Source organism: Streptomyces sp. NPDC127084, assembly GCF_042724175.1.
In the GTDB taxonomy this organism is placed as follows: Bacteria; Actinomycetota; Actinomycetes; order Streptomycetales; family Streptomycetaceae; genus Streptomyces.
Genome location: NZ_JBHXFA010000024.1, coordinates 1 through 13,210 on the forward strand (window position 1 = coordinate 1; position 13,210 = coordinate 13,210).

General features: G+C 71.7%; 11 protein-coding genes. 9 read left to right on the top strand and 2 right to left on the bottom strand.

From position 1 onward, the window contains the following. Window positions 1-132 precede the first annotated feature (132 nt). From ACFWI9_RS08565 to ACFWI9_RS08600, 8 genes are all read left to right on the top strand, one after another. Window positions 133-1,920 carry an acyltransferase domain-containing protein gene (locus ACFWI9_RS08565; RefSeq protein ID WP_387159950.1) on the top strand — a complete coding sequence of 596 codons (1,788 nt, stop codon included), beginning with the start codon at window positions 133-135 and terminating at the stop codon, window positions 1,918-1,920. Then, the gene (locus tag ACFWI9_RS08570; RefSeq protein WP_387159951.1) at window positions 1,917-2,126 is read left to right on the top strand and encodes a DUF6059 family protein; all 210 of its coding nucleotides are present in this window, start codon (window positions 1,917-1,919) and stop codon (window positions 2,124-2,126) included. The genes ACFWI9_RS08565 and ACFWI9_RS08570 overlap by 4 nt, the downstream gene beginning before the upstream one ends. Window positions 2,127-2,344: 218 nt before the next feature. Then, window positions 2,345-3,079, top strand: coding sequence for a chaplin (locus ACFWI9_RS08575; RefSeq protein ID WP_387159953.1), 735 nt, complete (start codon window positions 2,345-2,347; stop codon window positions 3,077-3,079). Between the two features lie 212 nt (window positions 3,080-3,291). After that, complete coding sequence (locus ACFWI9_RS08580) at window positions 3,292-3,798, top strand: CAP domain-containing protein (protein WP_387159954.1); 507 nt, start codon at window positions 3,292-3,294, stop codon at window positions 3,796-3,798. Window positions 3,799-4,212: 414 nt separating this feature from the next. Beyond that, the gene (locus ACFWI9_RS08585; RefSeq protein WP_387159956.1) at window positions 4,213-5,046 is read left to right on the top strand and encodes a hypothetical protein; all 834 of its coding nucleotides are present in this window, start codon (window positions 4,213-4,215) and stop codon (window positions 5,044-5,046) included. Window positions 5,047-5,209: 163 nt separating this feature from the next. Further along, the gene (locus ACFWI9_RS08590) at window positions 5,210-5,782 is read left to right on the top strand and encodes a hypothetical protein (protein ID WP_387159958.1); all 573 of its coding nucleotides are present in this window, start codon (window positions 5,210-5,212) and stop codon (window positions 5,780-5,782) included. Window positions 5,783-5,983: 201 nt separating this feature from the next. Next, window positions 5,984-6,877: a glutaminyl-peptide cyclotransferase gene (locus ACFWI9_RS08595; RefSeq protein ID WP_387159960.1), complete on the top strand. Its 894-nt coding sequence runs from the start codon at window positions 5,984-5,986 to the stop codon at window positions 6,875-6,877. A 94-nt stretch (window positions 6,878-6,971) separates the two neighbouring features. Further along, complete coding sequence (locus ACFWI9_RS08600) at window positions 6,972-8,948, top strand: DUF4012 domain-containing protein (RefSeq protein WP_387159962.1); 1,977 nt, start codon at window positions 6,972-6,974, stop codon at window positions 8,946-8,948. Between the two features lie 17 nt (window positions 8,949-8,965). Here the strand turns inward: ACFWI9_RS08600 and ACFWI9_RS08605 are convergent, their stop codons facing one another. Continuing rightward, window positions 8,966-9,640 carry a low molecular weight phosphatase family protein gene (locus ACFWI9_RS08605; RefSeq protein WP_387159964.1) on the bottom strand — a complete coding sequence of 225 codons (675 nt, stop codon included), beginning with the start codon at window positions 9,638-9,640 and terminating at the stop codon, window positions 8,966-8,968. Beyond that, window positions 9,641-11,125 carry a polysaccharide biosynthesis tyrosine autokinase gene (locus ACFWI9_RS08610; protein ID WP_387159966.1) on the bottom strand — a complete coding sequence of 495 codons (1,485 nt, stop codon included), beginning with the start codon at window positions 11,123-11,125 and terminating at the stop codon, window positions 9,641-9,643. Window positions 11,126-11,260: 135 nt separating this feature from the next. On the opposite strand from ACFWI9_RS08610, the gene ACFWI9_RS08615 reads away from it, so the two are divergent. After that, window positions 11,261-13,162 carry a DUF4012 domain-containing protein gene (locus tag ACFWI9_RS08615; protein ID WP_387159967.1) on the top strand — a complete coding sequence of 634 codons (1,902 nt, stop codon included), beginning with the start codon at window positions 11,261-11,263 and terminating at the stop codon, window positions 13,160-13,162. Window positions 13,163-13,210 lie beyond the last annotated feature (48 nt).

Sequence of the window (13,210 nt, forward strand, 5' to 3'; positions counted from 1 at the left end):
CGCCCGCGCCCCCCCCCCCCCCCCCCCACACCCCCCCACATCCCCGCCGCACACGCATCTCCGCACCCCCCCACAAGCACACGAACGCGCATGCCAGGGCGGCCGGAGGGCCGCGGCCCACCAGGAGGGAAGATGTCGCTCACCTCATACAGCGCGGTCGTCCGGAGGCTGGTCATCAGCCCCGGCTCCGCGCAGCCGCCCCGAGCGCGGATCGTGGCATCGGCCGCCGGCGTATCGGCGGTGCTGCGGGCCTTCGGCAAGCCGCCCGAGGAGCTGCCCGTACGCACCATCGTGTACGTCGGCGCCCTGGACCCGGATCCCGGACTCGGCACCGAGCACGAGGGCTTCACCGTACGTACCGTGTCCACCCCCGGCCGGGCCCTGCGGCTCGCCGACCGGGAACTGCGCGACGGCATAGCCGACTTCGCCATGGTCGCCGGATTCGGCGAGCTGGACCCGCACACCATCACCGTCTACGCGGTCAAACGGGCCGCCGAGGCCATCGCCGAGGCCGACCGTGTCCTCGGCGTGCTCGACGCGAGCGGCGGCACCGACGACGAGATACCCGCGCTGCGCCCACTGCGCCACGGACGCCGAGCCACTGACCCCGAGCACCACCGGCTGCTGCTCTGGTCCGGTCAGGACGCCGCCGACGAGAGCCGTGTCCGCAGCGAACTGCTGCCCCTGCTCAGCGGACTGCACAGCGAGGCCTACCCGGCCCTGCCCACCGCCGTGCCCTGCGGTACCCCGCCCGGACCGGTGCGCGGCGCCGCCGTCTCCGTGTCGGCGCTGGCCGCCGCCACCGTCCACAAGGCCAAGTCCGTGACCGCCGCCCGCCCGCGGCCCATCGCCCTGCTCTTTCCCGGCCAGGGCTCGCAGCACGCGGGTATGGCCGCCGGGCTCTATCTGCGCGAGCCCGTGTTCACAGCGGCCGTGGACGCCGCACTCTCCCACATGGGCGAGGAGGGGCACCGGATCCGCGAGGACTGGCTCAACTCCGGCTCGCCGCGCATCGACATCGACGATGTGCGTCGCGCCCAGCCGCTGCTGTTCGCCATCGACTACGCTCTCGGGCGGCTCATCCTCAGCTGGGGCGTGCGCCCCGCCGCCCTGCTCGGGCACAGCGCCGGTGAACTGGTCGCCGCCACCCTCGCCGGAGTGATGGCACTGCCCGACGCCGTGGCCATGATGATGGCGCGGGTACGCGAGGCGGTACGGATACCGGAGGGCGGCATGCTCGCCGTCGCCGCGACCGAGGAACAGCTGCACCCCTATGTGGAAGGGGACGTGGCCATCGCCGCGGTCAACGCCGCCCAGCAGGTGATGCTCGCCGGTTCCGCCGCGCCGCTGGCCGATGTCGCGGCCGACCTCAGGTCCGACGGCTTCACCGTCGTCAACGTCCCCGCCACCAGCCCCTTCCACTCACCGGCGATGGCACCGGCGTCCGACGCCGTGGAAGCCGTCTACCGCGGCATCCCCCTGCGCGAGCCCCGGCTGCCGCTGTACTCCGGTTACACCGGCGGTCTGATGCGGCCCGAGGACGCCCTCAGCCCCCGCTTCTGGGCCCGTCAGATCACCGACACCGTGTATTTCAAGGCCGCGCTCGAAGAACTGCTCGCGGTGGACGACATGCTGCTGATCGAGGCCGGTCCACGGCAGACCCTGACCGCCTTCGCCCGCCGGCACCGCGCCGTACGCCTCGGCGCCAGCGCGGCCGCCGCGTTGCTGCCCGCGCGCCGGGGCACGCCCGAGGCCGACCGCCAGTCGGTGCTGACGGCCGCCGCGCGCATCTGGACCGAGGGCCACGATCTCGACCTCGACGCGTTGTCCCGGTTGTGGACGTGGAGCGACGAGGAGCCCGTGGCGACCGTATCCGCGACGGGCGCACGCTGGGAGCCGGCCGCCGCGCTGCGCTCATGACGCTGTTGAGGCGAGTGGCGCACGGCTGCTACGACGCCCTCGTGGCCGCCGGGTGGATATGGATCGGGGTGCCCGCGCCCGCGCCGGGTACGGCGCACCCCGGCCTCCGCCCGCCCCCGCCCGGCCACCCGGAACGGGTGCGCCCGGACATCCCGCTGACCCCCGCGGAACGGCGACTGCGGCGCCAGTTGACGACACGTCACTGACCGGGCGGCTGAGGGGCGGTTTAGGGGCAGCCGTGACGCAGCCGCCGCAGTATGCATTGCTGGCGCATTCCAGGCATCCAAATAAGAAGAACTGATTTGTTTTCGTCGTTTCTCGAAAATCCACGACCGCTACTGCGTGACGTGTCCGCCCTCTGTTTCGTTTCCTGCTCGAAGGGGTGAGGTCAGATCCTTCCCCAGATGCATGAAGGGAATTAAGGGTGGAGAGCAAGGCTCAGCGCATTCTCCTCGCAGCCTGCCTGGCTACGGGGGCGACCATGGCCAGTGCCGGGGCGGCCCTGGCGGACAGTGGTGCCGTCGGTGCCGCGGAGGGCTCGCCCGGGATCCTCTCGGGCAATGTGATCCAGGCGCCGGTGCATGTGCCGGTGGCCGTGTGCGGCAACACCGTCAACGTCATCGGGCTCCTCAACCCGGCGTCGGGCAACGCATGCGGCAACGGTGACGGCACCACCGTGATCGATGCTCCGACGGTCCCCGGCCCGGAGGAGCCCACGCTGCCGGGCACCGAGGAGCCGCCGGCCAACGAGCCGCTGCCGCTCCCGGAGCCGCAGCCGGAGCCCAACGAGCCGGAGCCCAGCGAGCAGGAGCCCTGCGAGCCGACCCCGGTCCCGCCGGTCGAGGAGCCGCCTGCGGTTCCGCCGGTGGACAACCCCGAGCCCGTGCCGCCGGTACAGCCGCAGCCGCCGGTCGTCAGCACCCCTGAGGCCCCGGCGACGCCTGAGACCCCGGTCGTCGAGACGCCCTCCGTCCCGGTCGTCACCCCGGTGGTGAACACGCCTGCCGCGCCTGCCGTTCCCGCCACCCCGGCCACGCCGGGTGCGACGCTCGCCGAGACGGGCTCGGAGGCCAACGCCGGAATCATGGCGGCGGTCGCGCTGGCGCTCGCCGGTGGCGGCGCCCTCGCGATCCGGAGCACCAGGGCTGCACGCCGCTGACCACGCGTATGCCCGCGGAGGGAAGTCCCGGACACGACAGCCGCGTGTCCGGGACTCCTTCGTGTGTGGCTGACATGACATCCGGCGAATAAAGTCTGACCAATCGTCCGGAAGGAAGAGAAAACATTCGCCCCCGCGCTGAATTTCCGAGCCGTCGGTAGTAGTCGCTGTACAAATGTGCCATGACGAACTGGGCGAAAAGAATTCCTGCCGTGGCTCTGTTCGCCGGGCTCGCATCGGCGGGTACGTGGACGACGAGTGGTCCCGCACCGGCACTGGCGGCGTCGCCCGCGATCTCCGCCGCCGGGCCGTCAGCCGCCGAGGCCCGGCTCGAAGTAACCGCCGACCGTGTGCTCGTCCTGGTCAACAAGGAGCGGGAGAGTGGCGGCTGCGAACCCGTCCACGCGCACCCGGCACTCGAGCGGGCCGCCGAGGAGCACAGTGAGGACATGGCCGACCGCGGGAGGCTGACGCACACGGGGACGGGCGGTCTCTCCGTGGCCGAGCGCCTGCGCGACTCGGGGTACCGGAACGAGTACTTCGGCGAGAACCTGGCGCGGGGTTCGCTTACCGCCCGGTCGGTCGTGAACAGCTGGATGCACAGCCCCGCGCACCGGGAGATCATTCTCACCTGCCTCTACGAGGAGGCCGGTGTCGGTATCGCGCTCGACTCGCAGGGGCCCTGGTGGACCGTCATCCTGGGCGCCGCGCACCCCTGATACGGCCCAGCCGAGCGCGTTCGGGTGCGTCCCGCCCGTTTCCGGTCGGGTCCGAGTCCTGAGGCGCCCGGCCGGGAGGAGGGAGCCGGGCGCCTCGGACGGATTGCGGCGCGTCGTCAGCGCGTGACAGCACGATGACATCGGAGGCGGCAATCGCGGTCGAGTATGTGTGGGACGCGCCCGGAATTCAGCCTAGTGGATGCATATTCTGTCGTCGGAGCATCCGATAGGCAGACCGGGGAGGGGTTCGAGCAGGGGGCTGCGAGTCGAACGCCCGCTCGACGCAGGCGGGTTGCGGCGAGAGCGGCCCCAAGTTATCGGCTGCCATCCTGGTCGCCTTTAGTTTTTGGCTCTCTTTGTGTTGAATGCGTCGCACCCGCGAGCTCAAAGGCCGGGACAGGCGTTTATGCGTATGTGGAACCGCGTGAAGTATGGGAAAGAAATACAATCCTAGCCAAGGCGTTCTGTGCCAGCGACGACAAGGTCCGCTCGGCGCAGGCGGCTCTGGACGAGGCGCAGGCCGACCGTACGAGGAAACTCGCCGCCTTCGCGGTGATCGTCGGTGACGACGGCAGCGTGGCCGGGATGATGGGCCTCCATGAGCGCGAAGTGCGGGTGGCGCGCAGGACAGTCGGCCGGGACGGCGCCCGTACGGTGGCCGCCAACCTGCTGACCACGGGGCAGGACACCATCAGGGACGCCATCGCCGATCCGGTGCCCGAAGTCCCCTGCGCCACCACCCCGGTGGAGCCGGCGCCGGTGGCTCCGCCGCCGCCTCCTCCGCCTGCGGCGCCCACCGCGCCGGCGGCGGCAGCGGCACCGGCATCGTTCACGTCCGCTGTCCCGTCCGCGTCCGCCTCCCCGTCCGCCTCGACGTCGGCGACAGTGACCACGGCCTCGATCCCGGTGGTCCCGGCCCCGGCACCGATGTCCGCGCCCGTGTTCGACGACCACTGGACGGAGGCGCACCAGCCCACCGTGCTCTGGACGTCCGCCATGGACTCGGTGCTGGTGTGGAGTTGGCAGTCGGGCGTCGACCTGATGGTCGTGGCGAACGAGCTGGGGGTGGATCTGCGCACCGTGCTCCAGCGGGTGCAGATCCTTGCCGCCGACGGCCACTTGGCCAAGCCGGACCTGCCCGGCACGAGGACGACCCTGGGCCGCCACCGCCGCTATGAGGAGGACCTCGAGTTCGCCGGCGCGGTCAGCGGCGTGGGTGATCTGTACCCGCCGCCGAGCTGGACCTGAGCGGTGGGCCAACGGTGTACGTCAGCCCGTGGTTCTTAGGCCAGTACGGTGCCTCCGCCGCCCTGGCACGCAGACAATCACGAAATAACGACGCGTATAGGTAAATATGTCACGCATGGGTCGTCAGTTGTCGGCCCGAACCCTCCCGAGGAGCGTGAACCACATGAGGACGTTCTCAGGGCGTGCGGGCCTGGCGGCCTTGGCCGCCTCCGCCGTCATCGGAGCCGTAGCACTCGCTGCCGCCCAGCCCGCGTTCGCCGCCCAGGAACCGCTCGCCTCGTCCCTGGACCTGGACGCGAGCGAGGTGTGCCCGGGGGACTCCGTCACGTTCCATGCGACGGGGTTCGTAGTGGGGCAGCAGACAACCGTGCGGCTCAAGGGCAAGGACCTGGAGCTGGGCCGGTTCAACGCCGACGCGCAGGGCGAAGTGCACGAGACAGTGGACATCCCGTTGGAGGCCCACCCCGGAAGGCACACCTTCAGAGTGGAGGCCGAGAGCCCGGAAAGGGACCTGTCCAGGAAGCTGGTCGTCAAGAAGGTCAATGAGTGCGACGCTCCGGATTCCGTGCAGTCCGACGAGATCGTCGTGGACCCCGGGGAGGCGGAACCCGCAAGCGCCCCCCAGCTCGCCGCGACCGGTGAGGGCGACACGCTGGGGCTCTTCGGCGGTGCGGCCGGTCTCGCGCTGCTCGGCGGTGGCGCGGTCATGGCCGCCCGGCGGTTCGGCATCAGCTGAACCGAGCTCTCCGTGCCCCGCGGCCGTGACGCTCACGCCCCTGACCCTGTCCGTGCCGCGTGCGCGTCGCCAGGCCGTGTCCGGCAACGAGCGCCGTCCGCGCGCTCGGTGGGATCCACCACCGGCGCCGGGGTCCACCCGGCGCCGGGGCGGGCGCCGACTGAAGGACTGGATGTGCGTCTGTACCCAGGAGACAGAACCATGAGACGACCGCTGGCGGGTGTCTGCACGGTGGCGACCGCGTGCGCCGCCCTCATGGCCGCCTCGTGCGGTTCCGGCCCCGGCCGGGGGCTCCCCGGCCCAGCCGCCTCGGCGCCTCGGACCGGTGGCGCCGATCGGGCCGATGCCGCGGGCCGTGTCGAGCGACTGACGGTCAGGGTGGTCGAGGTGCTCCCTCATGACGCCAAGGCCTTCACCCAGGGGCTCGAGCTCGACGGCAACACCCTTTACGAGAGCACGGGAATGGCGGGCCGGTCATCGGTCCGCTCCAGCCGCCCCGACGGCAAGGGCGCACGGAAGGTGGCGCTGCCGACGCCCCTGTTCGGCGAGGGCCTCACCGTACTGGGGCCCACCCTGTGGCAGCTCACCTGGCGGGACGGGGTGGCGATCGAGCGCGACGCGCGGACCCTGGCCGAGCGGCGGCGGGTCCGCTACTCCGGCGAGGGTTGGGGGCTGTGCCACCAGCCGGCCCGCGGCAGACTGGTGATGAGTGACGGTTCCGCGCAGTTGGTCTTCCGCGATCGGCGTACCTTCGCCAAGACCGGCGAGATCACGGTGACCGCACACGACGAGCCGGTGACGCAGCTCAACGAGCTTGAGTGCGTCGGGGACACCGTCTACGCCAACATCTGGTCCTCGGACCAGATCATGCGCATCGACGCGAACACCGGGAAGGTCACCGGAACGATCGACGCGTCCGGTCTGCTGACCCCGCGTGAGGCGGAGCGCGCCGATGTGCTCAACGGTGTCGCGGCGGTGCCCGGCACCGATCAGTTCCTGATCACGGGGAAGCTCTGGCCCAAGACGTTCCGGGTGGTCTTCGTGCCCGTTCCCGCACGGGCTCGGGCCGTTGACGACGGCGGTCGGCACTCGTGAGCCGCGTGGAAGCCGCGATGTCAGCAGCGTCAGCAATGGCAGCAATCTCAGCAGTGCCGCTCGTAGCAACGTCGTCGTACGGACGGGAGCCACCATGAGCCTCGGACCGAGGTCGGCAGGATCGCGACTCCGGTCGCGTCTGTCGCGTCTGTCTTCGTACCTGTCTTCGTCCCTGCCATCGCGTGACCCTCTGCCACTGCGACTGCCTGCGCACCTTCCCGGGCTGCAGCGTGCGCGGCTCCCACTCCCGGTCCTGCCCGAGCGCTTCGGACCGGTCAGGCTGCTGCTCGCCGTCACCGCCGTGCTGCTGATGGTGGGCGCGGCGTGGATCACCGTGACCGGATTCTTCGCACGCTCCGAACTGCTCGCCGCGAAGGGCGATCTCCAGGCGCTGCGGCATTCGGTCACCGGCGCGGGAACGGCGTTCGACCACGAAAGCGGCTCTGCCTCCGCGGCGGCGGGAGCGTCGGACGGAGGAGCGGATGCCTGGCGCACGATGGGCTCAGCGGCGTCACATGCCAGTCTCGCGCACCGCCTCACCACCGGGCCCGCGTGGTATCTCGCCTCGCGAATTCCCCTCATCGGCCGCCCCTTCGAATCCGTGCGCGGCGCCACCCACGCCGCCGACCGGCTCACGCACGAGGTGTTCCCCGCGCTGGTGCGCGTGGTCCCGGCCATCGCCAGGGACACCCGCGGCCGCGGCTTCCAGGCCCTGCTGTCCGCGCTGCGCGACAACGCACGGGGTATCGACCGGGCCGCGGGTGCCGCTGCCGCGACCGAGGCAGAGGTCGCCGAACTGCCCCGGGATACCTGGCTGCCCGCCGCCGACCTGCTGAGGGACGAGCTCGCCGCAGGGCTCGACGGCATCACGTCCGCCATGTCGGACGCCTCCGTCGCGGCCAGGGTGCTGCCTCCGATGCTGGGTGACGAGGGGCCCCGGCGCTTCTTCGTGGTGTTCCAGAACACGGCCGAGGCACGCGGGACCGGGGGCATCCCCGCGGCCTTCGCCCTGGTCACCGCCGACCGGGGGCGGCTGAGTTTCGGCACCTTCGGCAACGAGTCCTCGCTCGCCACGGCCAGACCGCTCGTCGACCTCGGCGCCGAGTTCACTTCCCGGTACGGGCCGAGCAACCCCACCAGCACCTGGGCCAACACCAACCTCAGCCCGCACTTCCCCTACGCCGCGCGTATCTGGGCGGAGGCCTGGCGGGCCCACAGCGGCAAGCATGTGGACGGGGTGATCGCCCTCGACCCCAGCGCGCTCTCCCTGCTGCTGCGCGCCGCCGGCCCGGCACGCCTCTCCGACGGCACCGCCCTCACCGCGGACAATCTACGCGACCTCGCCGAACGCACCGGCTACGGGCGCTTCGCGGATCCCGCCAAGCGCAAGACGGTCTTCTTCGACGCCGTGCACCGGGCGTCCCTCCGACTGGGGGGTGCCATCGACGACCCGCGGCGCCTGCCCGCGGTGCTCGACGCGGTCCACCACGCGCTGCGGCAGGACCGGATGAAGGTGTGGAGCACGTGGGAGGACGAGCAGCGGCTGCTCGAGACGCGACCGCTGGGCGGCGTCCTGCCCTCCGGTGAAGGCCCGTTCGCCGGTCTTGTCGTCAACAACACCACAGGCGGAAAGCTGGACTACTACCTGGACCGGCGCCTGGAGTGGACGCCTGGGCGCTGCACCCCGGAGGGACGGCCGGTGATCGTACGGATCAGCCTCACCAACCATGCCCCCGTGTCCGGGCTGCCGGGCGCCGTCACCCTGCGCGCCGACAAGCCGTCGTATCCCACCCGGCCCGGTGACAACAGGCTGCTTGTCTCCTACTACGCCAGCGCCGGCGCGGAGCTCACCGGTGCCGCCCTGGACGGCACACCGGTCGCGACGGGCACCGAGATCGAGCACGGCCATCCCGTCTACACGACCGATCTGGAACTGCCTGCCCAGCAGACCCGCACCCTGACACTGACCCTCATGGAGCCGCTCGCCGAGCGCGCCCCGAGGGTGCTGAGCCAGCCGCTGGTCAACCCCCTCCAGACGATCATCCAGCCCTATCCGCTCTGTGCGGCCTGAACCTGAGGACCCGGGAGTCACCCGGAGGAGGGGGGCGCGCCGTCGGTCGCGGCCGGTGCGAGCAGTGCCGCCAAGGCGGCGACGGCCGTGTCGATCTCCCGGGCGCACCGCATGAGGACCTCGGGACCGCGCCCCTCGGGGTCGGCGACCTCGTCGTCCACGGCGGGCACTGGGCGCGGGGTGCCCCGCTGGGCGGCCGCCCGGCTGATCAGCTCCAGGGGTGTCCGCGCGGATTCCGGCGCGCCGCCGGTGTGCCGGGCCAGCCGCAGGAACTCCTTGAGGGTGAAGCTGCGCCGCAGCGCCGCCGGGTGCATCCGCACCGCCTCGTCGCGGTGTTCCCGGGCGAGTCCGAGCACGAGGTCCGCCGCGGTGATCAGCTCGGTGGTCAACGGGGTTGAGCGGAAGCCCGTACCGTCCCCGCCCAGCGACTCAAGCGCCGTGCGGGCCGCCGCGTCCATGCCGGGGCCGCCGGAGTCGCGGGAACTGCCGGTGCCGCCGGACCTTCCGGCACCGCCCTCACCGGAGCCGCGCATGCCTCCCCTGCCGCCCCAGGCCCGGGTGCCCGCACTGGACACCCGGACGTCCGGCAGCCGGGACGCCAGCAGGCGCTCGGCGAGCGGTGAACGGTACATGTTCCCCGTACAGACGAAGAGCACCCGCAGCTCTCGGGAGCCGGTGATGTCGCGGGACATTCAGGACTCACCGCCGGCTGTCGTCGACTCGTGGAGCGTGGTGGGCCGCGACGTCCCGCCCGGTGCCGCGTCGCGCGGTCGCGGCGGTGTCACGGGCGCTTGGGCGCCCGTCGCGGGTTCACCGTAGCCGCCGTAGCCGTACACGGCGCCGTAACCGCCGCCCATCCGGCTGGGGACCGGTGCCATGCTGAGGACGGTACCGAGGGTGTGCACCCCCGCCTTGCGCAGCGACTCGGCGGCGGCGATGGTGCGGTCACGGGGTGTCTTCCCGGCCTGGGCGACCAGGATGGCGCCCTGCGCCAGCGGGGCGAGCCCCACGGTGTCGGCGACGGGGAGCAGCGGAGCGCTGTCCACGATCACGGTCTCGTAGCGTTCGGTGAGTCCGGCGAGTACCTCGTCCATCCGGCCGGATGCCAGGAGCTCGGCGGGGTTGGGCGGAATCGGCCCGCTGGTGAGCACGGAGAGCCGCCCGGTCTGCTGGACCACATCCTCGATCTCCGCCTGACCGATGAGCACACTGGACAGACCGGCGTCCTGGACCAGCCCGAACGCTGCGGCGATACGGGGCCGGCGCAGATCGGCGTCCACCAGGCAGGTGGACGTACCGGCGTCGGCGAGGGAGAGGGCCAGGCCCATCGCCGCACTGGTCTTGCCCTCGCCGGGATGCGCACTCGTCACCACGATGGCACCCGGCTTCCGGCCGACCTGGGTGAACTTCAGATTCGTCCGCAGATGCCGGAACGCCTCTGCGCGCGGAGAGTACCCGAGTGCGCCGTCGGCGGGCGGCAGGCCGGCGGACTTCCTGTCGTAGGGGATGGCGCCGAGCACCGGCAGCCCGGTGTGCTCCGCGAGAGCCTCCGTCGTCTTCACCGTGGTGTCGAGGGTTTCGCGCAGCACCGCGATGGCGCCGCCGACGAGCAGCCCGGCCAGCAGGCCCAACGCGGTGTTGAGCATGGGGCGCGGGCTCACCGGGGCGGACGGGGGAGTGGCCCTCTCGGTCACCCCGATCTTCACCGGGGAGCGGGTCTTCGCGGGATCCCCGCGCGGGGTCTCAAGGCGCTCCACCACCTCGCTGAAGCGCAGTGCCACAGCGTTGGCGGTCTTCGCCGCCAGGACCGGGTCCGCATCGCTGACCGCGACATTGACGAGCACCGTGTTGAGCGGTGCCTCGGCGGTGATCCGGGTGGCGAGCTCTTCCGGGGTCGTGTCGAGACGCAGCTTCCCGACCACGCCTTCGGTGACCTGACGGCTGGTCACGATCGACGCGTACGACTGGACCCTGGCCTGCGAGAAGGCGTTGCCCTGCTGGAGCTGGACGATGTCGGTGCCGCCCGGCTGCGCCGAGACGAACAGCTGGGTGCGGGCCTGGTAGACCGGCGTGGCGAACGCCGTGACGGTCCATGAGGTGCCGATGCCCAGCAGCGCACAGACGACGATGGCGGGCCAGCTGCGTAGCAGCGCTCTCAGAACGGTGTGGAGTTCCACAGGGGGTGCACCTCGTTGGGCGAGTTCGGATCCGGTCCTCCCCCAGATTAGTAAAAAATAGGGCATTCATTCCGTTATGGGCGTTTCCCTGGCAAGGGTGGCGCCGGTCCAGACCGTTCGGGAGAAGAGCCGGTGATGGTGCCACGACGTATCCAGGAAGCCCTGTCGTCACTCCGTGATCCGCTGACCAGACGCCTCGGGAACCCCGGCGCCCGATGGGTCGGTCTGCTTCGGCGCGTTCGCGGGCCCCGGCACGCCGGATCCTGGCTACTGGCCTTCGCCGGCCTCCTTCTGTCGGCTGCGGCTTGGCTGGCCGGTACGGGTCTCTACGCCCGTGGTGAGCTGCTCGCGGCCCGCCATGACCTGGAGGCCGTGCGGAGCGCGCTCACCGGGGCGGGCGGCACCGGCCTCCCGGGTGGGCGCCCAGAGCCCGGAAAGCACGGTGAGCGCGCCGAAGAGGCGGCGGCGTCGGCCGCCGCGCACACGGCCAACGCGCACTCGGCCACCACCGGCCCCGTCTGGTATCTCGCCGCCGGCCTGCCCTTCGCCGGTGAACCGCTGGAGACGATCCGCGGCACGGCCAAGGCGTTCGACCGGCTCGCGGGCGACGTACTCCCCAGCGTCGTACGGACCCTGGGCAGAGTCAGCGGGCACAGCGGGACCGGCCACCTCGACCTCTCGGCGCTGCGTGGATCGGCACCCGCGCTCGAGCGCGCGGCACACCACATGGCGCAAGCCCGCACCGAGACCCACAGGCTGCCGCGGCGGACCTGGCTGCCCGCCGTCGACCGGGTGCGGAGCGCGCTCGCCGACCGGCTGGACCGGCTGGCGCCGGTGGTCGCGGACGCCGCGACGGGCGCCCGGCTGCTCCCGCCGATGCTCGGGGACGCCGCCCCACGGCGCTATCTGCTGGTCTTCCAGAACCCGGCCGAGGCACGGGGAACGGGCGGCATGCCCGGTGCGTACACCATGCTCACCGCCACCCGGGGCCGGCTGTCGCTGACCGAGTTCGGCATCGACACCACGATGGCCGGAGCGCGACCCAAGGTGGCGCTCGGCCCCGAGTTCAACGCGCTGTACGGGTCGGCCGACCCGGTCAACTCCTGGCCCAACTCCAACATGAGTCCGCACTTCCCCTATGCCGCCCGCATTTGGTCGGCCACCTGGTTCGAGAAGAGCGGCGGTGAGCGGATCGACGGCGTCTTCGCCGTGGACCCGGCCGTCCTGGCCCGCCTGCTCGTGGCGACCGGGCCCGCGGCCATGGCAGACGGGACGGTGGTGAGCGCGGACAACATCGTGGACCTGAGCGAGCGGACCAACTACGAGAAGTTCTCCGACTCGGTGAAGCGCAAGGCCTACCTGCTGGACGTGGCCCGCGCCGCCGCCGATCGGCTGCTGAGCGCCGCGGACGATCCGAGGCGGCGCCCGGCGCTCTTCCTCGCTGTGTACGACGTACTGCGGAGCGGCCGGATGACGGCCTGGAGCGCACACGCCGACGAGCAGCGGCAACTGGAGCGGTACCCGTTCGGTGGCGCCCTGCCGCGGAACGACCGCCCCTACGCCGGTCTGGTGGTGAACAACGGGGCGGGCACCAAGCTGGACTACTACCTGGACCGCGCGCTGGAGTGGCGCCCTGGCCGCTGCACCGCGGAAGGGCGTGAGGTCACCGTCAAGGCCGTGCTGTCCAACAGCGCGCCGCTCAAGGGGCTTCCCCCTTATGTCACCGCCCGGTTGGACAAACCCGCCTATCCTGTCCGGCTGGGGGACAACCGCCTGCTGGTGTCCTACTACGCGACCAGCGGGGCGGAGCTGCTCGGGGCGAGTGTCGACGGGCGGCGCGTCATGCTGAACCAGGGAGCCGAGCGGGGCCATCCGGTGTACACGTTCGACGTCGAGCTGCCGAGCGGCGGCAGCCGGACGCTGGCGATGCGGCTGCGCGAGCCCGTGTCGGAGCAGCGCCCCGTCGTCTTCCAGCAGCGGCTGCCGCGCCCGATGAAGACCACCGTGCATCCGTACCCGTCCTGCTCGGACGGCTGAACCGACGCGACGCCCGGCCCCCTGTCCGCATCCGGCGGACGGGCCGGG

Coding starts and splice junctions, on each gene's coding strand:
- ACFWI9_RS08615 (WP_387159967.1), top strand. CDS start 11,261: ATGGTGCCACGACGTATCCAGGAAGCCCTGTCGTCACTCCGTGATCCG.
- ACFWI9_RS08600 (WP_387159962.1), top strand. CDS start 6,972: ATGAGCCTCGGACCGAGGTCGGCAGGATCGCGACTCCGGTCGCGTCTG.
- ACFWI9_RS08590 (WP_387159958.1), top strand. CDS start 5,210: ATGAGGACGTTCTCAGGGCGTGCGGGCCTGGCGGCCTTGGCCGCCTCC.
- ACFWI9_RS08595 (WP_387159960.1), top strand. CDS start 5,984: ATGAGACGACCGCTGGCGGGTGTCTGCACGGTGGCGACCGCGTGCGCC.
- ACFWI9_RS08605 (WP_387159964.1), bottom strand. CDS start 9,640: ATGTCCCGCGACATCACCGGCTCCCGAGAGCTGCGGGTGCTCTTCGTC.
- ACFWI9_RS08565 (WP_387159950.1), top strand. CDS start 133: ATGTCGCTCACCTCATACAGCGCGGTCGTCCGGAGGCTGGTCATCAGC.
- ACFWI9_RS08570 (WP_387159951.1), top strand. CDS start 1,917: ATGACGCTGTTGAGGCGAGTGGCGCACGGCTGCTACGACGCCCTCGTG.